Below are 19,799 nucleotides of genomic sequence, written 5' to 3'. Positions count from 1 at the left end.
GGACGAACTATGAATATTTTATTAATTGTATTTACAGCAATTGCAGCTGGTCTAGCAACTTATGTAATTGCTAACTATCTTAATAAAGGAGCTGTTCTTGCTTCAGCTTCTGTAACTTTGGTATCCGGAATCATTTTTCCTTATTTTTTCCCCTCCATGGGTACAACTCTTATGGTTGTAGCAGCCTGCGCTTCATATGGTGGAATGGTCTCAAGAAAAAATGCACCTTCTATTATTGATATGATTATGATTTCTTCAATTATCGGGCTTTTATTCACCCTGACAACCACAGCTTATGCTGGTGTTGGTGGTAGACTTGGAACAATCGCGGCTATATCCTGCTTCACCTGGATTGGTGTCAGGAATTCGGCAGTAGCTGCGAATAGAGCTCGCAAGAGCGACCCCTACTCCAAATCAGTGGGAGTCTGGCAGTAACTTATTCACATAGATTTGCCTAAAGAACCTGTGAAGGTTCTTTTTTGTTGAATTAAACAACTCCTTATGGTAAAATGGCATGATGAAAATATTTAAAAGAGGATGAAGAACAATTGATTAATGTAAATAACGTGAGCCTTAGATTTGGCTCCCAAAAACTATTTGACGATGTAAACCTAACTTTCACACCAGGAAACTGCTATGGTGTTATCGGCGCTAATGGCGCAGGAAAAAGTACATTCCTGAGAATCCTATCCGGTGATATAGAGGCAGATTCAGGAGAAATAAGCATTGCAGCAAATTCACGTATGAGTGTCCTAAAACAGGATCACTATGCTTTTGATGAGTTTGGTGTAATTGAAACTGTAGTAATGGGCAACAAAAGACTTTATGAAATAATGATTGAGAAGGATGCAATCTATGCTAAGGAAGACTTCACAGATGAAGATGGAATAAAAGCATCCGAGTTGGAGGGTGAGTTCGCCGAAATGGACGGATGGAGTGCTGAAAGCGAGGCTTCTTCACTTCTTCAGGGACTTGGAATCCCGGTTTCCCTGCATCAGAAGAAGGTAAAGGAATTAACGGGAAATGAGAAGGTAAAGGTACTCCTTGCCCAAGCCTTGTTTGGAAAGCCCGGAATACTTATTCTGGACGAGCCTACCAATGACCTTGATGTAAAAAGCGTTAAATGGCTTCAGGATTTCCTGGGAGATTTCGAGGGTACAGTCATTGTCGTATCCCACGACCGTCATTTCCTGAATGAAGCCTGTACTCACATGGTGGATATTGATTTCGGCAAGATCAAAATGTTTGCAGGTAACTACGACTTCTGGTATGAATCCAGTCAACTTGCTCTGCAGTTGATGAGAGACCAAAACAAGAAGAAGGAAGACAAGATCAAGGATCTTCAAGCATTTATCAAGAGATTCTCTGCCAATGCCTCAAAATCAAAACAGGCAACCTCAAGAAAGAAGCTTCTTGATAAAATATCACTTGATGATATAACGCCATCAAATAGAAGATACCCCTTTGTAGGTTTTACAATGGAAAGAGAAGTAGGAAATGAAATCCTGACGGTTGAGAATCTTAGCAAGAAACTTGATGGAGATATTTCCCTTAAGGATATATCTTTTAGAGTGAATAAAAATGACAAGATAGCATTTATTGGAGATGAAAATGCCGTGTCGGCACTCTTCCAAATTCTCGTAGGTGAAATGGAACCAGATAGTGGTTCCTACAAATGGGGACAGACAATTACTACCTCATATTTCCCAAAAGACAATGCCGAGTTTTTCAATGATATTAAGTTGAATCTTGTGGACTGGTTAAGACAATTCTCAGTTGAGCAAAGCGAAATCTATCTTAGAGGATTCCTTGGCAGAATGCTGTTCTCCGGGGATGAGGCACTTAAGGATGCACAGGTCCTTTCAGGAGGAGAAAAGGTTCGATGCATGTTATCCAGAATGATGCTCAAGGAAGCAAATGTTCTTATTTTGGATCAACCAACAAACCATCTGGACCTGGAATCAATTACCGCAGTAAACAATGGTTTAAGGGACTATAAGAGCAACTTATTGTTCAATTCCCATGACCACCAGTTTATGCAGACTATCGCCAACAGAATAATTGAAATAACACCTGATGGCATCAGAGATAGATCTATGACGTATGAGGAATACATTGAAGAGTACTACATGAAATAAAAGTTCAAGGCAAAAAAAATCCTGGGCCAAATTAATTGGCCTCAGGATTTATTTTTTTATCCGAAATTCTGGATTTAGAGTTATGTTTTCACCATTTCGTACTATGTTAAGCTCTGGGGCATCGCCGGTGCTGTATTTGTACAGAGCTCTCCTCAATTGACCCATGTTGGAGATTTCAATATCATCAATGCTTACAATAACATCTCCAGGTAGAACTTCAGATTCATCTGCTGCACTTTCCGGCTGGACTTCAATTACAACAACTCCAGATTCCGGTGCAAGGTCTATTCCAAGTCTTGCCTCATATTCCTCCAGTGATACTCCTGTAATCCCAAGAAGTACCGTCTGATGGGTACCTGTCTCGATTATCTCCTGAATAATGGGCTTGGTGAGGTTGATTGGAATTGCAAAGCCAAGTCCCTCGGCAGTCTTTATTTTGGCTGTATTGATTCCGACAACCTCTCCATTGCTATTTAGCAATGGTCCTCCACTGTTTCCCGGATTTATGGATGCATCTGTCTGTATCAAATCCTCGATGATATTGCTGGAATCTACTCTTACAGATCTGTTGAGGCCTGATATTATGCCACTTGTCACCGTTCTTTCAAACTCCAATCCCAAAGGATTTCCAATTGCTACAGCCAATTCTCCCACAGTTAATCTATCTGAATCTCCCAATACTGCCACAGGAAGATTGTTTCTTTCCACTTTCACGACCGCAAGATCAAGGAATGAGTCATTCCAGAGAACAACACCCTCACTCTTTTCTCCGTCTTCAAATTTTACAGTGATTTCCTTGGCTTCACCATCTGCTACCACATGGGAATTTGTCAGAATGTAGCCGTCTCTGTGAACGATTACTCCTGAGCCTACTCCGCTTACATCTTGCTGCGAGAACCATGACTGCTGTGTCTCAACAGTAGTTATTCCAACTACTGAGCTCATACCTTTTTTTGCTACGGCAGAAACTGCTGTGATGCTGTCATTTGTATTGATACTGAATGGTTGCTGGATTGAAGCTTGAGATGTTCTTGTGTCAAAAATATAAGCATTTCCTACATAAGCTCCTCCTAAGCCCCCCACAAATGATATCAAAAGAATCAAGGCTACAAGTGATAACCACTTCCCATGCTTGATTTCTTTTTTCTTGTTCACAGGTTGAAGCTGATCAGCGGTTTCTTCTGTACGATCATCCTGAAATACCTCTTCATTTGTATTTTCATATTCTTTATCCTTGTAATCCATAATTAACCTCTCCTTTCCTTATCTCTAGCTTTATAATACAAGCTCTATGTGAAAGGAATATGAAAAAGAGGTGGAAATTGTGTAAAAATGGGTAAAGTAAGAGTACACCTAGAAGGAGGTAACCAGATGATAAAGGACAAAATTAAAATTGAATATATCTATCACAGCGGATATACAATTGAGACTGAGAAATATTTCATGGTATTTGACTATTTTAAAGGAGATATTGAACTACCTGATAAACCAGTTGTTGTTTTCTCAAGCCATTCCCACCCCGATCACTACAATGAAGATATTTTCAGGTGGACTATTGCAAGCGATGATATTACCTACATCCTAAGTGATGATATCATTGCGTCTCCAAATGGAAGAATAAGGCTAATGGGCCCATATGAACGGATAAATTTTATGGATTTTACTGTAGATACCTTCAATTCAACAGATCAGGGAGTTGCTTTCCTGGTGAATGTGGATGGACTGAATATTTTTTTTGCAGGTGATCTTCATTGGTGGTATTGGGAGGATGACTCCACAGAAGAAAAGAAACAGATGGAGAAGGACTTCAAATACCAGATCGATAGAATCAAGCAACACAAGATTGATATTGCATTCTTCCCAGTTGATCCTCGATTGGGAGATAACTTTGCCTTAGGTGGCAATTATTTTATCCAAAAAACCAACCCCAACCATTTCTTCCCACTGCACTTTGGGGATAACTTCGAAATAATCGATGAGTTTATAAACAATTTGCCATCAGGTAATACACATGTCTATAATGTGGATCAACGCAATCAAAAATTCTATATCTAAAAAGGATGGCCGAGGCCATCCTTACTTTATGCTTTGTTTCTTATTTCCTTCAAGTCATCTTGAATAAATCGATGATTCACCTTCTCAACCTTAAAGTTTATTACTCTAAATAATGTCTGGAAAATGATTCCTCCGAAAAATGCCATTATTATAGTTCCAATACCAAAGGTTCCTCCAAGTATGATACCAATGGATACAGCTGTAGCATCAATTATGCTTTTAATCAATCTTACAGACTTACCACTTCTTCTCGTCAGAACTACCATCAGCCCATCCCTTGGACCAGCTCCGATTCCCTGGGAAATATAAATAGCGAATCCGGTTGCCTGTACGACGATACCTGTAATTATCATTACAAGTCCCACAACAGTTGTTTCTGCAACTGGGATAAGATTGTTAAGCATAAGAACATCAATAAATGTTCCGATTAGGAGCATATTCATTATTGTAGCCCAGCCTATTGCCTGTCCAAGATAAATGTCCAGGAGTATTATTAAAAATCCCATTGTAATGCTTGCCTGACCTATTGTAATTCCAACAGTTCTGGATACCCCCTGATGAAATACATCCCAAGGCGATACCCCAAGGCCTGCATTAATCGTAAGTACAATTCCTGTTGCAAATATGAACAACCCGACTACTACCATAAACAATCTTTGTGGTGAATATTGCATTTTACCCCTTCTTTTCTATTTGATTTCAACTCGACAGGGCAATGGTCAGAGCCCATGACATCGATTAGTATTCCAGCATCTTCAGTCCTGTCCTCAAGCTCTTTGGATACTAGGCAATAATCAATTCTCAAGCCTGCATTTCTTTCCCTTGCCTTGGTGATATATGACCACCAGGTGTAAGCTCCTCCTTAATATTCATCCAGAAAGGAATGCTTCTCACCATCTTCTTCCCACCCGAGAATTCCTTCCATATTTACATTTTGAGCGGCTCTGAAAATTGAACTGTCAACATTTTGAAAATCATCCTTAAGTTTTTCAATAAGGTCCTTTATTTCATGACGCTTGTTTCCGATTTTTTTTGCAGAAACCATACAGGCGCAATTAAGTGGCCAAATCCCTGCATTCTGAATAAACCGTTCAATATATTTTTCTTCAACAAGATACATCGGCCTGATAAGTTCCATATTCTCAAAGTTTTGTGCCTTTAGTTTAGGCATCATGGTCTTGAAGTTACCAGCACAAAGGACATTTAGCATTGTAGTTTCAATCACGTCATTATAATGATGTCCAAGAGCCAGCTTGTTACAACCCAATTCCTGGGCTTTTCCATAAAGTGCTCCTCTTCTCATTCTCGCACACATATAACAAGGATAGTCCTTGGCAATTTTATCTGCAACTTCAAATACATTTGCTTCATATATGTGAACAGGTATGTCCAAGTACTTGCAATTTTCCTCAAGCAGTTCACGAATATCTGGATGGTAGCCAGGGTCCATTGCAATAAATTCCACTTCAAAGTTCTGGGTCCCATATTTTTTTAGTTCCTGGAAGAGCTTAGCCATCAACAGACTGTCTTTTCCACCAGATACGGCTACGGCGATTTTATCCCCGTCCTGTATAAGTTCATATTCCTTTACTGCTTTTATAAACTTTGTCCAGACATGCTTTCTGTAGGTCTTGATGATGCTTCTTTCTATATCCTTCAAAGGTTTCCTATCATTGAAAGGAGCCAGAATCTCACAGCCTTCTCCTGCTATCTCTGAAATTTTTTCACTCAATTTAAATCACTCCATCTAAAATCCCAATTTACTTTGTGTATCAAACTAATATTACTAGTTTATAACAAATATCTGATTAATACAAGAATATTGCGCAAGGTCAAAATCTACACTCCGCTATCCTGCACCTTATGATATAATCTTATCAGAAGCGATTAATCCGTTGCAATCCAAAGTAATTTAGGATATAATTCTTACTCATGGATAAGAATCGATAATAATTCATATATAGAAAGGAATTTAAAATGAAACTTGGAATAGTAGGACTACCTAATGTAGGAAAAAGTACATTATTCAATGCAATAACCCATGCAGGTGCGGAATCAGCAAATTACCCCTTCTGTACAATAGAACCAAATGTAGGTGTGGTTGCAGTACCAGATGAAAGGATTTATAAGCTTGCAGAAATCTATAATTCAAAAAAGATAGTTCCAACGGCAATAGAATTTTATGATATTGCAGGACTAGTGGCTGGAGCTAGCAAGGGAGAAGGACTCGGGAACAAGTTCCTGGCACACATAAGAGAAGTTGAAGCAATTGTCCATGTGGTAAGATGCTTCCAGAATGAGGATGTTGTACATGTTTCCGGAGGAATTGACCCCTTAAGGGATATTGAGACCATTAACATTGAACTGATGCTGTCAGATATGGAGCTTTTGGAAAGACGCCTTGACAAAGCACAGAAGCTTGCCAAGAATGATAAATCAATGAGACTTGAAGCGGATGTAATAAAGAAGGCTCTTGCGGTATTGGAAGAAGGCAAGTCACTCAGGACTCTTGATCTTACAATTGATGAAGCGGCAATTCTTAGGTCATTGAATATGCTCAGCTCAAAGCCCATAATCTATATTGCAAATATATCTGAATCAGATGTGGGATCAGAGGATGACAATCCTTATGTAAAAATTGTAAGAGATTTTGCCGCAACAGAAGGAGCAGAAGTTGTTGTAGTAAGTGCAGAAATTGAAGAGGAAATCTCGCAATTGGACGAAGAGGAAAGAAAAGAATTCTTAAATGACCTTGGGCTTTCCGAATCTGGTCTGGACAAGCTTGTACAGGCAAGCTACAAACTCCTTGGTCTTATGAGTTTCCTGACTGCCGGTGAACCGGAGTCAAGGGCATGGACCATCAAGATTGGAACCCCTGCACCACAGGCAGCCGGCAAGATACACTCTGATATTGAACGAGGTTTTATAAGAGCAGAGGTAATTCATTACGATGACCTTATGGCACATGGTGGAAGCATGGCATCAGCAAGGGAAAAAGGTCTAGTCAGGATAGAAGGAAAAGATTACATTATGAAAGACGGAGATGTGGTTCACTTCAGATTTAACGTCTAGAACATTTAAAATCAAACTTGTACTTGACATTGAAAGTCATTTTGATATAATTAGCAACAATATATTAATACTTTAAGTCGATGAGTTGGAGAATTACTATTGGTAGTTTGAAATAGCGAGTTGGGGATGGTGGAAGCCCGATGTTCAAGCCTGATGGGAAAAGGACCAATGAGATTTCCTTTGAATTGGTAGTAGGAGGAACGTTAGCTAGCGATAAGGCTTTGAGTGGACATATTTTATGTCAATTTGAGTGGTACCACGGCAATCCCGTCTCTTAGTTTAAAGAGATCGGGATTTTTTTATATGCAAATTTAAATGGAGAGGTGATGTAAGTGAAACTATGGGGTGGTCGTTTTGAGAATCAAACTGATAAGGCAGCATTTGATTTCCAATCCTCAATTCACGTTGATAGGCGGTTATATAGAGAGGATATTTTGGGAAGCATTGCCCATGCAAAGACCTTAAACAGGTGTGGAGTACTCACTGAAGATGAGACTGTTAAGGTTGAAATGTCATTAAATGAAATGCTTCAAGACATAGAGGATGGAAAGTTGCAAATTGGTATGGAGCATGAAGATATCCATACCTTCATAGAAGCGACATTAACTGAAAGAATTGGCGACTTAGGTAAGAAGATTCATACTGGTAGAAGCAGGAACGACCAGGTCGCCACGGACTTTCGAATGTATCTGGGAACAGAAGTGGACCTTTTGGTGGAACTGTTGAAAAATTTGGAGGAAGCTTTGATATCGATAGCTGAAGACAATCTGGACACTATACTTTCGGGATATACTCATTTGCAGAAGGCACAGCCTCTGACCCTGGCACACTACCTGATGGCTTACTTTGAAATGTTCAGGCGTGATATGGAAAGGCTACTTGATGCAAAGAAAAGAATAATGATTATGCCCTTGGGTTCAGGCGCACTGGCGGGAACAACATTTGATCTGGATAGGGAATACACTTGCCAATTGCTTGGATTCAATGATATCACCTACAACAGCTTGGATGGTGTGAGTGATAGGGACTTTGCAATAGAGCTTGCCTCAGATCTGTCAATAATAATGATGCATCTTAGCAGGTTTTGCGAAGAGATAATACTTTGGGCATCTGGAGAATTTGGTTATGTGGAGATGGACGATGGCTTTAGTACAGGCAGTAGTATAATGCCACAAAAGAAAAACCCAGATGTTGCTGAGTTGATAAGAGGAAAAACCGGCAGAGTTTACGGATCAAACATGACTTTATTGACTATAATGAAATCACTGCCTCTAGCCTACAACAAAGATATGCAGGAGGACAAGGAAGCAGTTTTCGATGCTATTGACACTGTAAAAGCTTGTGTAGATATGTTTACCGGAATGATTAAAACCATAAGGTTCAACAAAGACAGAATGTATGAAGCTTCAGAGGAGGGTTATACCAATGCTACCGATCTTGCGGATTATTTGGTAAAAAAAGGAGTTCCTTTTAGAGAGACACATGAAATATCCGGTCAAATCGTTAATTTCGCTATAAAGCAAAACAAGAAGCTGTCAGAGATTACAGTTGAGAACTTCAAAAGGTTTAGCGATCTTATAGAAGAAGATATTTACAGGGAAATTTCAGTTGAGACCTGTGTAAATGCAAGAAATCTTATTGGAGGTCCTGCAAGAGAGGCAGTCATGAAAGCAATAGAACGAGGCAAAGAGTTCTTAAACGAAGAGATGGGAGATGTAAAGAAATGAAGAAAGTAGTGTTGGCTTTTTCAGGAGGATTAGACACCACGTTTTGTGTTCAATATCTAAAAGAGCGAGGTTATGATGTTATTACAGCTGTTGTAAATACTGGAGGATTTAATGAGGATAAGCTAAAGGAAATTGAAGAAAAGTCAAAGTCGCTTGGAAGTATAAAGCACTACACAGTAGATGCCACAGAGGTCATTTATGAAAATATCATTCAGTATTTGATAAAGCTAAATGGTCTTTATGAAGATGAATATCCTTTAATGTGTGCTGATAGATATATCATTGCAGAGGAAATCCTCAAGATTGCCAAAGAGGAAGGAACGGATTCAGTTGCTCACGGCTCAACGGCTGTAGGAAATGATCAGGTTAGGTTTGAAGCATCCTTGATTACCCTAAATCCAAATGCGGATATTATTGCACCAATAAAGGAATTGAATATTACAAGAGCGAAAGAGATTGAATACCTTGAAGAAAAAGGATTTGAAGTTGACAAGGACCTTAAAAAGTACTCCATCAATGAGAATATCTTTGGTATTACTGTTTCAGGAACAGAAATTGATCAGAACAAGGAACCAGACAGCTTTGCATATACACTGACAAAAAGGGATGAATCAAAAACGGAGGAGTATCTGAAGATTGAGTTTGAAAAGGGCCTTCCCATTAAATTGAATGATCAGGATATTAAGGGAGTGGAGCTCATTTCAAAGCTTAACGCAATCTTAGGATCATATGGATATGGAAGCAGAATATATGTTGGGGATTGCATAATTGGAATAAAGGGAAGAATAATGTTTGAATCTCCGACATTGTTGGCCCTAGTTGAAGCTCACAAGAAACTGGAACAGATTGTTTTAACAAAAAGACAGATAATGTTCAATAAACAGGCTGCCACTGAGTGGTCAGACTTGGTCTATGGAGGACTGTATTATGAGCCTTTGGTAAAAAATATCGAGGCGTATACAGATTCAGTTCAGAAGAGAGTAAGTGGAACTGTCAAAATAAAGGTTGAGCCTAACAGCATCCAGGTGGTGGAACTTAGTTCACCTAACTCTTTAGTTAACGAAAATATAGCAATGTATGCACAGCAATCAAAATGGAGTGGGACGGAAGCAAATGGCTTCATAAAATTATATTCGATGCAGCAAAGATTATCAAACTTAGAATGGGAGGAATAAAAATGAAAGAGATGTTAAAGAAATATGAGAAATTGAATTTAGAGGTATTTGTAGTAGTCAATAGATTACACTGGGATAAATACAAAGCCCTCATGGAAGGTTTTCCCTTCAAGACGATATTTATTGATCCGGCAACCACTCAAGGGTACGATTTTACCTATGAGATGGTCCAGTTAAATGAAAAAGCCTATGGAGCTGGAATGGCTGCGCCGGACTGGACCTTTGCAAACTTTGGAACAATTGGAGCGGGCTTGACTGCAGGATTTCTGATTGATGGCATACCTGTTGCAAAGCTTTGTGTGGTTGGAAATGTGTCAGATCCAAAGATAGCCCATGAGTGGACCCTATTGGTGGATCCTGCCCACGAGGGAGAAGGACTTGGGTCACTGACCTTTGCACTGGCTCTTCATCTGGTTCAGGACAAGGACTATCTGACGTTCATAATTCAGACCGACAATCCAAGCTCAAATATTTACCTAAAGAATGTCAATCCTCTTAATATCCTGTCCTACGGATTCGTCCACACCCGTAAGAACAGTATGCTTATAAAGACCAAAATCCCTAAGGAAGACACATTTAAGACGGTTCTGGGAAATACTCCGGAGAAATTTGAGCTGGATCAGTACCCAATGGCAAAGGATGACCTGGATAGTGCAGGTGATTGTTTCTGGGTTCAGCAAAACAATTCCAAGGTTTACAGAATGATTAACGATGAAATCAAGAATGGCAAGAAATATATTATCAAGGGCAAGTATCAGGAGAACGGCATATCATACTTTCTGATCTCTGAAATTACGGCTGAGCAGGAAGTTTAGAAAAGGAAGCAGGGTGACTGAATGAAATTATTGGATGATTTAATTAAGATCAACACATATCAGGGTGATTATACCGAAATGATAAAGTGTTTGGTCGAATATTTGAAATCAAATACTGATTGCGAGATTCAAATTCAACATATCAGTCAAAACAAGGCAAATGTAATAGCAACCTTTGGAAACCCCGAGCTTTTGATAAATTGTCATATGGACACAGTCAAACCATCAAATGCATGGACATTGGATCCCCTTAGCTTGAATGAACAGGATGGTAAACTTTATGGCTTGGGTGCATGTGACACAAAGGGCAATATCTATATGGTCCTCAAAGCTATTGAGGAAGTCAAACCAAAGGATCTAATGGTATTGTTTTCAATCGATGAAGAGTCAGGAATTAAAACAGGGGTGAAATACTTCCTGGAATCTGATTTTAAGAAGAACATCAGACGAGCAATAGTCTGCGAACCTACTGAGCTTAAGCTTGTTTCCAAGCACAAAGGCTACTACTCCTTTACATTGGAGAATATTGCAGACTCTGCGCATTCATCCATGAAATCAAAAGGTGCAATCATAAAGGCTGCACACAATATAACCAGACTGGATGAACTGGGTTTTAACGTAGGTATTATAGAAGGTGGAACTGCAGGCAATGTAGTGTCTCAAAAATGCACATACCGAGCTTCCATAAGGACATTTGATAAACTAAGCGATGTGGTGAATGCTATAAAAAGCAATTGCAGGGAAACGACAATAGAAAACAGATTTAATGGACCTCCCCTAATAAACAAAAGCCCCTTGTTCCAGGGCGAATTCCATGAAGTGGATTTTTGGACTGAAGCAAGCTTGTTTCAAGAAGCAGGAGTAAATGCAGTAGTTTTTGGAGCAGGAAGCATTAAGCAAGCTCATTCAGAAGATGAGTATGTGGAAAAGTGGCAGCTAGAAAAGGGAATTGAAATAATAAAGAATCTTGTTAAATCTACCCCTCAGATTTAACGACTGTAATACTTGAAATCACAAAATCCAGGTGGATTGATACCCTCCTGGATTTTGCTTATTAGTCTATTTTTTGTCCAATGGAAACTTTAGAAGTACATTGAACTGATCTCCATCAACCTGTAAATCAAATTCTCCTCCGGAAACTCTGGTGAAGCTTTCAGCTATGGAAAGTCCCAGCCCGCTTCCTTCACCACTTCTTGAACTGTCTCCTCTGAAGAATCTCTGAAGAATTTCATCCTTTGTAAAATTCATCTCATACCCCGCGGTATTCTTTATCCTTAAACTTGCGTTTCCATTCTCCTCCACAAGATCAACATATATCCTTGTACCTTGGAGGGAATATTTCAAGGCATTGTCCAACAGATTCTGGAGCACCCTGTAAAGCTTCTTGCCATCTGAACGGATTGCCACAGGCTCTTCTGGAAGACAGGTTCTTACCTGGAAACCTGATGATTGAATACTATCATCCATATCAACAACTGTCTGTTCAACAAGCTTCTTTAAATCCAACTCTTCAACCTCAATTTCAATATCTCCACTTGTACTCCTGGCAAGATCAAACAGGTCTGAAACAATGTTCTTTAGCCTATCGGACTTTTCCGAAAGGATCCTTATATAATCCCTGGAGACATCTGAGAGATCTTCTTCTCTGGAAAGAAGATCCACATAGCTAATTATTGATGTCAGGGGAGTCTTCAGATCATGAGATACGTTTGTTACGAGATTTATCTTCATCCTCTCTGACTTCATCTTCTCCTCCAGGCTTTCGTCAAATCCCTTGTTTATTTCATCAAAAGTTTCCCTATTGTACTTAAAGTACCAGTATATAAGAATCACTTCCAGGATAGGTGGCAATAGCATCAATGGAGTGGCAAACATCATCAGGATGAATGTCAATATAACAAGAATCAAGCTCCCACCAATAAAATAAATCTGCCTTTGATGGAGGACCCTTGTCAGTGGTGCACTGTCAAATCTTCTTCCATCAAGAAAACTTCTTAAATAAACTATTCCTCTGTAAAATACCCTGTATATAAAACTACTTCTGAAAAATCTCTTTGCTTTTATCCTTCTTACAGATGAAAGTAAGATTACTCCTGATGTTGCTGTTACAAGGGCCGTGATTCCTGTTATCATATATAATGCCATCTTCTGACTTGAAGACATGTACACTTCCCCGGTCCACTGTGATGAACTTGAGATATACAACATATTTGAAATGCTTGTGATCCAAATAAATCCGGCAAATAATAATCCTGCGAAAAGTACCTCTGTGTAAATCCTGTCAACAGGTGCCAAATGGATCTCCTCATCCTGAGCTTTTTTACCAGTAACATAAAAAAGATACACCAAGAGCATTACAGTACCAACTATCATTGTAATTGAAGCAATTGCAAGAGGTATCAGAGCATCCCTTCCAGTTGACCATTCCCGCTGCTTCTGCTGTAAAAAAGCATTCTCCAATGAAAAGTAAACCTGCTCGTATGCAGATTCTATCCCGTAGGGGACTATGGTCTCGCCTGTTACAGAGTTCGTGAACCTATCTTCATTAAGGTAGTAGTATTCAACATCACCTTTAATGAAATGCTCCTCAGTTAAATTGGATGGCCATGATATGGAGTTTTCTTCATTCTTGCCATAAAACACAATACCGCCGGGTATAGTTTCCCGCTCACCTTCTAAAACCTTCACCACGGCATAGGCCAGGTTGCGCAAATCTCCCTGGTAGGACTCACTTTCACTGTACTTCTCGGCCAATAAAACCTCTGGGTTTATTTCTGAGTAACCCCAATATGCAAAAATTCCCGCCATCCCAGCCACCATTGCCACAATAAGTAAAAAGGCTACTGCCTTTGTTAAGTTATTTCTGCTGAAGCTTTTCAATCTTGTATCCAATTCCCCACACCACCTTAAGATATTTAGGCTCTTTTGGATTGATTTCGATTTTCTCACGGATTCTTCTGATGTGAACCATCACTGTATTTTCAACTGAATATGCAGCCTCATTCCAGACTCTTTCATAAATCTGTTCAGCTGAAAATACAACGCCCGGGTTCTTCATCAACAGCTCAACAATACCGTATTCCTTAGGTGTCAAACGAACCTGTTCTCCGTCTATCAGGAATTCTTTTGAGTCTGTGTCAAGAACAAGACTTCCTACTCTTATAGCGGATTCATTCCTTAAGTTTCCCCTATCCCCAAGAAGCATATACCTTCTTAGCTGACTCTTGACACGGGCGACAAGCTCCTGCGGATTAAACGGTTTCGTAACATAATCATCAGCACCCATGGAAAGTCCCAAAATCTTGTCGCTGTCCTGAGATTTTGCTGAAATGATTATTATGGGGATATTTTTCTCCTCACGGATTTTCATAGTTGCCGATAGTCCATCCAACTTTGGCATCATAATATCCATGATTATCAGATGAATGTCATCACTAATTAGTATATCCATGGCCTCCATCCCGTTATAGGCCTTTGTAACCGCGTAGCCTTCCAAAAGTAGAAGTTTTTCAATCGCTGAAGCAATTTCCCTGTCATCATCCACAACCAGAATATGAGCCTTTCCCATCCAATCTCCACCATCCTTTACCTTTATTTCAAGTATAGGGGATAATTCTTACAAAACAGTCCATATAATTCTTAAGAAATTATTACATTTTGACCTTTTTTCTTTTTCTGGCCGAAATACAGTGTACCCCATACGCCTGTAACTATCATGATCGCTCCAATAACATCCTTTAGTCCAAAGGGTTCATTAAGGATGAAAACTCCGGCAAGAATTGCAAATACCGTTACCAGGTTACCAAAAATAGCTGACTGAGAAACTGGAATCCTTGAAATTGTAAAGTTCAAGAAAAAGAATGCAACTATTGACGATAGTAACCCTAAATAGAGTATTGGAACTATAACCTCTGGATTGCCAAGCGGCTCAAAATATGTCGCCATCGTTCCTTCGAAAGCGCTTCTTACAAGGAGTGTTGCATTAAAGACTATTGCTCCCATTGTCATCATTGTGTAGGTTATTTCAACAGGAGTAAATTCCCTTGATGCTCTCTTGGAACTGAGGCTAAACATGGTTCCTGCAAACAATGACATTGTAAGAAAAGCCATACCAAGCGTACTTCCAGATAAACCCTGTGAATTATTGAATGCGTTTATTACAACCACGCCACTAACAGAAAGTATGATAAACATAATCTGAATATATTTCAGTCTTTCCTTAAACAAAATCCTTGCTCCGATTGCTGTTGTGACAGGAACAAGAGAAACCATCAGTCCCGCCTGGGATGTGGATGTAAGGTTGACTCCCTCAACTTCGAAGAAAAAGTACAGAACCGGCTGAAACATTGCTGTAATGATTACCAACTTCAGATCCTTGCCCTTAAAATCCAACTTTATTAATTTCAAAGCCCTTAAAATCTGCATGGTTAATCCTGCTACCAGAAATCTGTAAGCAATAAGCTGAATAGTGCTCATATAGCCTAATCCAATTTTAGTAAACATAAAGGACATCCCAAATATCATGGAATACCCGAGTGCTGTCATATAGGGTAGAAACCTATTTTCTGTCATATTATCACGCTCCTCATACAAATATAGCATTTTGGTGAAAAACTGGCAAATAAAAAGACCAGCTACAGCTGGCCTTCCAATTCTCTCATTTGTTCAAGTAAATCTTCCATTTGCTCAAGATTCATCATTCCTGGCTGATACCCAATGATTATACCTTCTGAGTTAAGAAAAAATGTAGAAGGCATTGCATTTACAAGATACAATGATGCAATATGTCCATCCTCGTCAAGCATTACAGGAAAATCAAATCCGCCTTCAGTCATGAATTCTTGTGCCTGCTCCTTTGTTTCCCTAACATTAACACCAATAACTACCAGGTCATCATTTTCTTCATGCATCTTTTGAAGATCTGGCATCTCCTCAACACAATACGGACACCAGGTTGCCCAGTAGTTTAGAAAAACAAGTTTGCCTTTGTAATCACTCAATTTTGTCTCATTTCCTTCCAAATCGAGTAATGTAAAGTCAGGAGCTCGTTTACCCATCTCTATCTCAAAATGTTCATGATCTAGAGAACCATCATGATTAGTTACTGTTGTTGGCTCCTCTGATTCAGTAGGTTCCTCTAATTCAATAGGTTCCTCAGATTCAATAGGTTCCTCTGATTCAGTGGGTTCCTCTGATTCAGAACCATCAGTATATTCTTGCTCATCTGGCACTAGCTCTTCATTGTTATCATCATTCATATTTCCCAAAAAGTAAATTCCTCCAACTAAAACCAGTGACATTGCTACTATTAAAATAATAAGACTGCTTTTTTTCATATATGCCTCCTTCGTAAATAATTACCACTATTAAAGTACTAATTTCTCTAACAACTTGTAACAATAGTTACCCAAATTTATATACACTACAACAGCATTGAGCTTATAACTATCATCTTATCGAAGAATATCAACAATCCGAAGATTACTAGTATAATTCCACTAATATAGGGCATATACTTTAAAAATTTCTCCGCTTTTGTCATCCACTTGATAAATACATTGATAAAAAGCGCTGTTAGCAAGAAGGGTACAGCCATTCCAATGGAATAAATTAGTAACAGCAGTACTCCTTTTGAAACAGTTGCAGAAGTTCCTGCGAATATCAGTATTGAACCTAGAACTGGTCCAAAGCATGGTGTCCAGCCCGCTGCAAAAGCCATCCCCATCAAAGTAGAGCTAAACCAACTGGTTACCTTCTTTGGTGATTTCGCTCTTTTTTCCATGTTTAAGAAACGAAATTTTAAAATTCCCATCATGTTTAGTCCGAAAACAATAATCAGCAACCCACTTACTCTAAAGAACATCATCCTATTCTGGATAAACACCCTTCCTAAGAAACTTGCAGAAGAGCCCATAATCATAAAGATTATGGTAAAACCTACTACAAACCCAAAGGTTCTCAATAGAGCCATCATCCGTACTTTAGATAAATCCTCTTCCAAATCCACACCGGTAATATACATAATGTATGCTGGAATCATTGGTAATAGGCATGGTGAAAAGAAAGACAAAAAACCTGCTCCAAAAGCTATGGGAAGTGAAACATCTGTAGTAATCATATTTAACCTCCTGTCAGTAATAAAACTCTATACCTATTATACCCGAAAGGGGTATCCAAGTATAGAGTTTTATTAACTTACTCCATATATTCTTACACTTTTCCATCTTCCCTTCTTGAATACCATATATGCCCAAAAACCAGAGATTATATTTGTTGAACTGATTGCAAGCCAAACTCCAGTAGAATCCATTCCCAGTAGCAATGCCAGAGTTACCGCAAGAAATACCCTGATTACAACCCAGCTTACAAAAGTAATCTGGAAAGGCTTCTTTGTATACCCTGCTCCCTGCATGGTTCTGGAAAAGATTATGGAAGCTGCATGGAAAGGCTCCGATATTCCAATTATTATAAGGAATGCCTTCCCAATTCTTACAACCGGCTCATTCGGTCCATCAAGAAAAAAGTTTATAAATGGATCTGCAAATATTATAAACAACAATGATATTCCAAACATAACACCGGCGCCTAGAATAGCCGTGGCCCTTCCGCTGGCCTCGGCTCGGTCATACTGCTTTGCACCTAGATTCATACCTGATAGTGTTGCCGCAGCTGTTCCTATGGCCAGACCAGGCATCAGTGCGTACTGGTTGAGATTGGTACCTATTACAAAGGCCGGTATGGCAAAATCTGCATCTATGGTTCTAGCCAGAACTGCAAACATTATAAAAGTTGTGGCATTTCTGGAAAGTCCTTGCAAACCAGCGGGAACTCCAATATCTACAATTTGTTTGGATGCCTTCCAGATTGGCTTAAACATATCCTTCCACTTGACCTTGATATCAAATCTTCCGCTAAGCAGCGCTCCCCAGGCTACAAAAACACTAATAATTCTAGAGAGAGCTGTACCCATTGCGGCACCAGCAACTCCATATGCTGGAAAACCAAACATGCCAAATATAAATATATAATTACCGATTACATTGATAATATTCATCATAATATCAATGTAAAGAGGCGTCTTTGTATCACCTGCACCCTGAAATATTGATCTTGCCATAAAATGCAGCAAAAAAAACGGTACTGCAAGGAAGAATATTTCCATATATTGGACTGCATATTCCAATACTTCATCTGTCACTCCCAATAGCTTCAAACTGAACTCGTTTGTCAGCATCCCTACAGGTACTATAAATGCAGACAAGAGCAAAGATAGCATAAAAGCCTGACCAGCAGCTATGCTTGCACCCTCCTGGTCATCTTCTCCCACAAATCTTGCAACCATGGCAGTTGTTCCAGTGGAAATCGCAATTACCAGAACCATAAGTATCATAATAATATTCCTGCTTGTTCCAACCGCGGATATTGCATCCACACCAACAGTCCCTACCATCTTCATGTCGATAGTTCCAACAGAAACCTGAAGCAGAGACTGAATAACAACAGGCCATGCCAGATAGATTGATGTCTTATATAAATTGTCGTTACTTAATAAATATTCTCTTTTCTTTTTATATGCTGCACTTGCCATACTATCTCTCCTTCAAAGTTATATTATAGCACTGGTCATCATAATTATCTAGACCCCCGAAATTAATTTATGGTAGAAGAACCCCAAAAATAGGTATAAATAAGTTATACTGAATAAAAGGGGGTTTTTTATGACCAGTAAAGATAGAGTTGCCATATTTGTTTTCATCTTGTTTGCCATAGTGCTTTTTGGAGTATTGGGCTACGGGTTACTGCTTGACGTAGGCTTTATCGATGCCCTCTATATGACTATTATTACGATTTCTACAGTAGGCTATACAGAAGTTGCTACAATGACTCCAGGAGCAAAAATATTCTCTATAATTCTTATAGTTATAAGTCTTGGTACTGTTGGTTACGCATTTACTAGAATAGTCTCCTCACTAATGGAAGGGGATATCAGAAAAGCAATAAGGAGGAGAATGATGGAGAGGAAAATATCTGATTACAATAATCACTACATACTATGTGGTGCAGGAGAAACCGGATGGCATGCCATGAAGCGATTTCAGAAAAGTGATGTCAACCTTGTTGTTATAGATAAGGACGAGCAGGTTGTGGCGGAACTGCTTGAAGAAGGAGTCTCTGCTATACTAGGTGATGCAACCATGGATGAAACCTTGATAAAAGCTGGAATCGAAAGAGCAAATGGATTGATCTGTTCCTTATCCAAGGATGCTGACAATGTATTCACTGTACTGACAGCAAGAGAACTAAATGAAAAGCTTTATATTGTATCCAGGGCAATTGACAAAGGCTCCCATCAAAAACTTATAAGAGCTGGCGCAAACAATACAATTTCTCCTGATGAAATTGGTGGAAGTCGTATGGCTGCTCTTATGCTTAGACCTAATGTAATTTCCTTCCTTGATATAATTACCCATGCTGGAGAAGTGGTTCTGGATCTTGAAGATGTTGTGATATGTGATAATTCACCAATCATGAATCAGTCCTTAAGAGAAGTTCGTATTCCTGAGAAAACAGGATTGATAGTTCTTGCAATAAACAAGAAAAATCGAAAAAAGCTTCAGTTCAATCCCAGCTCTGATGAACTGTTGGAAATTGGGGATACAATGATAGTTCTTGGAACTCAGGAACAGATAAAAACCTTAAGAAGACTTGCATGCGACAGGGGAGATAGAGCCCATGAAAAGGGGCTGTCGGGAAATAGCCCCTTTTGAAAAAACAGCACACTCTGAAGAGAGGGTGCTGTTTTTTTATCAAAAAAAG

Annotated in this window: 18 protein-coding genes, 1 pseudogene and 1 other annotated feature; of the genes and pseudogenes, 9 read left to right on the top strand and 10 right to left on the bottom strand. The window is 39.2% G+C overall.

Annotated features, from left to right (window positions below; genetic code table 11):
* Positions 1-9 precede the first annotated feature (9 nt).
* Entirely contained in the window at positions 10-435 is a 426-nt protein-coding gene (locus tag ACOEN1_RS09310; protein ID WP_422486619.1) for a hypothetical protein, read from the top strand.
* 113 nt (positions 436-548) lie between these two features.
* Complete coding sequence (locus ACOEN1_RS09305) at positions 549-2,138, top strand: ABC-F family ATP-binding cassette domain-containing protein (RefSeq protein WP_422486618.1); 1,590 nt, start codon at positions 549-551, stop codon at positions 2,136-2,138.
* A gap of 48 nt (positions 2,139-2,186) precedes the next feature.
* Here ACOEN1_RS09305 and htrA read toward each other — a convergent pair whose 3' ends face one another.
* The gene (gene htrA, locus ACOEN1_RS09300) at positions 2,187-3,383 is read right to left on the bottom strand and encodes a serine protease HtrA (RefSeq protein ID WP_422486617.1); all 1,197 of its coding nucleotides are present in this window, start codon (positions 3,381-3,383) and stop codon (positions 2,187-2,189) included.
* 126 nt (positions 3,384-3,509) lie between these two features.
* On the opposite strand from htrA, the gene ACOEN1_RS09295 reads away from it, so the two are divergent.
* Complete coding sequence (locus ACOEN1_RS09295) at positions 3,510-4,193, top strand: MBL fold metallo-hydrolase (protein WP_422486616.1); 684 nt, start codon at positions 3,510-3,512, stop codon at positions 4,191-4,193.
* A 26-nt stretch (positions 4,194-4,219) separates the two neighbouring features.
* Here ACOEN1_RS09295 and ACOEN1_RS09290 read toward each other — a convergent pair whose 3' ends face one another.
* The 3 genes and pseudogenes from ACOEN1_RS09290 to ACOEN1_RS09280 form a co-directional block, all read right to left on the bottom strand.
* On the bottom strand, positions 4,220-4,867 hold the full coding sequence (locus tag ACOEN1_RS09290; RefSeq protein ID WP_422486615.1) for a YczE/YyaS/YitT family protein: 648 nt from the start codon (positions 4,865-4,867) through the stop codon (positions 4,220-4,222).
* A pseudogene (locus ACOEN1_RS09285) lies at positions 4,834-5,040 on the bottom strand (hypothetical protein); the annotation flags it as partial. The gene ACOEN1_RS09290 and the pseudogene ACOEN1_RS09285, both read right to left, overlap by 34 nt.
* Positions 5,041-5,055: 15 nt before the next feature.
* Positions 5,056-5,913 carry a tRNA 2-thiocytidine biosynthesis TtcA family protein gene (locus ACOEN1_RS09280; protein ID WP_422486649.1) on the bottom strand — a complete coding sequence of 286 codons (858 nt, stop codon included), beginning with the start codon at positions 5,911-5,913 and terminating at the stop codon, positions 5,056-5,058.
* A 257-nt stretch (positions 5,914-6,170) separates the two neighbouring features.
* On the opposite strand from ACOEN1_RS09280, the gene ychF reads away from it, so the two are divergent.
* The 5 genes from ychF to ACOEN1_RS09255 all read left to right on the top strand — a co-directional run bounded on the left by ychF (position 6,171) and on the right by ACOEN1_RS09255 (position 11,975).
* On the top strand, positions 6,171-7,265 hold the full coding sequence (gene ychF / locus ACOEN1_RS09275; RefSeq protein WP_422486614.1) for a redox-regulated ATPase YchF: 1,095 nt from the start codon (positions 6,171-6,173) through the stop codon (positions 7,263-7,265).
* Between the two features lie 71 nt (positions 7,266-7,336).
* Positions 7,337-7,543, top strand: a binding site (T-box leader).
* Between the two features lie 54 nt (positions 7,544-7,597).
* A complete protein-coding gene (gene argH, locus ACOEN1_RS09270; protein WP_422486613.1) occupies positions 7,598-8,992 on the top strand; it encodes an argininosuccinate lyase in 1,395 nt (464 codons plus the stop codon).
* Complete coding sequence (locus tag ACOEN1_RS09265; protein WP_422486612.1) at positions 8,989-10,167, top strand: argininosuccinate synthase; 1,179 nt, start codon at positions 8,989-8,991, stop codon at positions 10,165-10,167. The genes argH and ACOEN1_RS09265 overlap by 4 nt, the downstream gene beginning before the upstream one ends.
* A gap of 2 nt (positions 10,168-10,169) precedes the next feature.
* Complete coding sequence (locus ACOEN1_RS09260) at positions 10,170-10,982, top strand: hypothetical protein (protein WP_422486611.1); 813 nt, start codon at positions 10,170-10,172, stop codon at positions 10,980-10,982.
* 21 nt (positions 10,983-11,003) lie between these two features.
* On the top strand, positions 11,004-11,975 hold the full coding sequence (locus ACOEN1_RS09255; protein WP_422486610.1) for a M20/M25/M40 family metallo-hydrolase: 972 nt from the start codon (positions 11,004-11,006) through the stop codon (positions 11,973-11,975).
* Positions 11,976-12,041: 66 nt separating this feature from the next.
* Here ACOEN1_RS09255 and ACOEN1_RS09250 read toward each other — a convergent pair whose 3' ends face one another.
* The 6 genes from ACOEN1_RS09250 to ACOEN1_RS09225 form a co-directional block, all read right to left on the bottom strand.
* A complete protein-coding gene (locus ACOEN1_RS09250) occupies positions 12,042-13,874 on the bottom strand; it encodes a HAMP domain-containing sensor histidine kinase (RefSeq protein ID WP_422486609.1) in 1,833 nt (610 codons plus the stop codon).
* Positions 13,840-14,550 carry a response regulator transcription factor gene (locus ACOEN1_RS09245; RefSeq protein WP_422486608.1) on the bottom strand — a complete coding sequence of 237 codons (711 nt, stop codon included), beginning with the start codon at positions 14,548-14,550 and terminating at the stop codon, positions 13,840-13,842. Before ACOEN1_RS09245 ends, ACOEN1_RS09250 begins: the two co-directional genes overlap by 35 nt.
* A 71-nt stretch (positions 14,551-14,621) precedes the next feature.
* Positions 14,622-15,554 carry a DMT family transporter gene (locus ACOEN1_RS09240; RefSeq protein WP_422486607.1) on the bottom strand — a complete coding sequence of 311 codons (933 nt, stop codon included), beginning with the start codon at positions 15,552-15,554 and terminating at the stop codon, positions 14,622-14,624.
* A gap of 62 nt (positions 15,555-15,616) precedes the next feature.
* On the bottom strand, positions 15,617-16,318 hold the full coding sequence (locus ACOEN1_RS09235; RefSeq protein ID WP_422486606.1) for a TlpA family protein disulfide reductase: 702 nt from the start codon (positions 16,316-16,318) through the stop codon (positions 15,617-15,619).
* 86 nt (positions 16,319-16,404) lie between these two features.
* Positions 16,405-17,100 (bottom strand): cytochrome c biogenesis CcdA family protein, encoded by a 696-nt coding sequence (locus tag ACOEN1_RS09230; protein ID WP_422486605.1) that lies wholly within the window; start codon positions 17,098-17,100, stop codon positions 16,405-16,407.
* A 72-nt stretch (positions 17,101-17,172) separates the two neighbouring features.
* Entirely contained in the window at positions 17,173-18,570 is a 1,398-nt protein-coding gene (locus tag ACOEN1_RS09225) for an MATE family efflux transporter (RefSeq protein ID WP_422486604.1), read from the bottom strand.
* 130 nt (positions 18,571-18,700) lie between these two features.
* On the opposite strand from ACOEN1_RS09225, the gene ACOEN1_RS09220 reads away from it, so the two are divergent.
* Positions 18,701-19,750 carry a potassium channel family protein gene (locus ACOEN1_RS09220; RefSeq protein WP_422486603.1) on the top strand — a complete coding sequence of 350 codons (1,050 nt, stop codon included), beginning with the start codon at positions 18,701-18,703 and terminating at the stop codon, positions 19,748-19,750.
* Positions 19,751-19,799 lie beyond the last annotated feature (49 nt).

Source organism: Gudongella sp. DL1XJH-153 (assembly GCF_049310905.1).
Classification (GTDB): Bacteria; Bacillota; Clostridia; order Tissierellales; family Tissierellaceae; genus Gudongella.
Note: the sequence above shows the minus strand (reverse complement) of the source record. Positions and strands in the feature narration are given on the sequence as shown.

Excerpts from the sequence above, each read along its gene's own strand:
- ACOEN1_RS09310 (WP_422486619.1), top strand. The coding sequence starts at position 10 with ATGAATATTTTATTAATTGTATTTACAGCAATTGCAGCTGGTCTAGCA.
- htrA (WP_422486617.1), bottom strand. The coding sequence starts at position 3,383 with ATGGATTACAAGGATAAAGAATATGAAAATACAAATGAAGAGGTATTT.
- ACOEN1_RS09295 (WP_422486616.1), top strand. The coding sequence starts at position 3,510 with ATGATAAAGGACAAAATTAAAATTGAATATATCTATCACAGCGGATAT.
- ACOEN1_RS09290 (WP_422486615.1), bottom strand. The coding sequence starts at position 4,867 with ATGCAATATTCACCACAAAGATTGTTTATGGTAGTAGTCGGGTTGTTC.
- ychF (WP_422486614.1), top strand. The coding sequence starts at position 6,171 with ATGAAACTTGGAATAGTAGGACTACCTAATGTAGGAAAAAGTACATTA.
- ACOEN1_RS09265 (WP_422486612.1), top strand. The coding sequence starts at position 8,989 with ATGAAGAAAGTAGTGTTGGCTTTTTCAGGAGGATTAGACACCACGTTT.
- ACOEN1_RS09260 (WP_422486611.1), top strand. The coding sequence starts at position 10,170 with ATGAAAGAGATGTTAAAGAAATATGAGAAATTGAATTTAGAGGTATTT.
- ACOEN1_RS09255 (WP_422486610.1), top strand. The coding sequence starts at position 11,004 with ATGAAATTATTGGATGATTTAATTAAGATCAACACATATCAGGGTGAT.
- ACOEN1_RS09245 (WP_422486608.1), bottom strand. The coding sequence starts at position 14,550 with ATGGGAAAGGCTCATATTCTGGTTGTGGATGATGACAGGGAAATTGCT.
- ACOEN1_RS09240 (WP_422486607.1), bottom strand. The coding sequence starts at position 15,554 with ATGACAGAAAATAGGTTTCTACCCTATATGACAGCACTCGGGTATTCC.
- ACOEN1_RS09235 (WP_422486606.1), bottom strand. The coding sequence starts at position 16,318 with ATGAAAAAAAGCAGTCTTATTATTTTAATAGTAGCAATGTCACTGGTT.
- ACOEN1_RS09230 (WP_422486605.1), bottom strand. The coding sequence starts at position 17,100 with ATGATTACTACAGATGTTTCACTTCCCATAGCTTTTGGAGCAGGTTTT.
- ACOEN1_RS09225 (WP_422486604.1), bottom strand. The coding sequence starts at position 18,570 with ATGGCAAGTGCAGCATATAAAAAGAAAAGAGAATATTTATTAAGTAAC.
- ACOEN1_RS09220 (WP_422486603.1), top strand. The coding sequence starts at position 18,701 with ATGACCAGTAAAGATAGAGTTGCCATATTTGTTTTCATCTTGTTTGCC.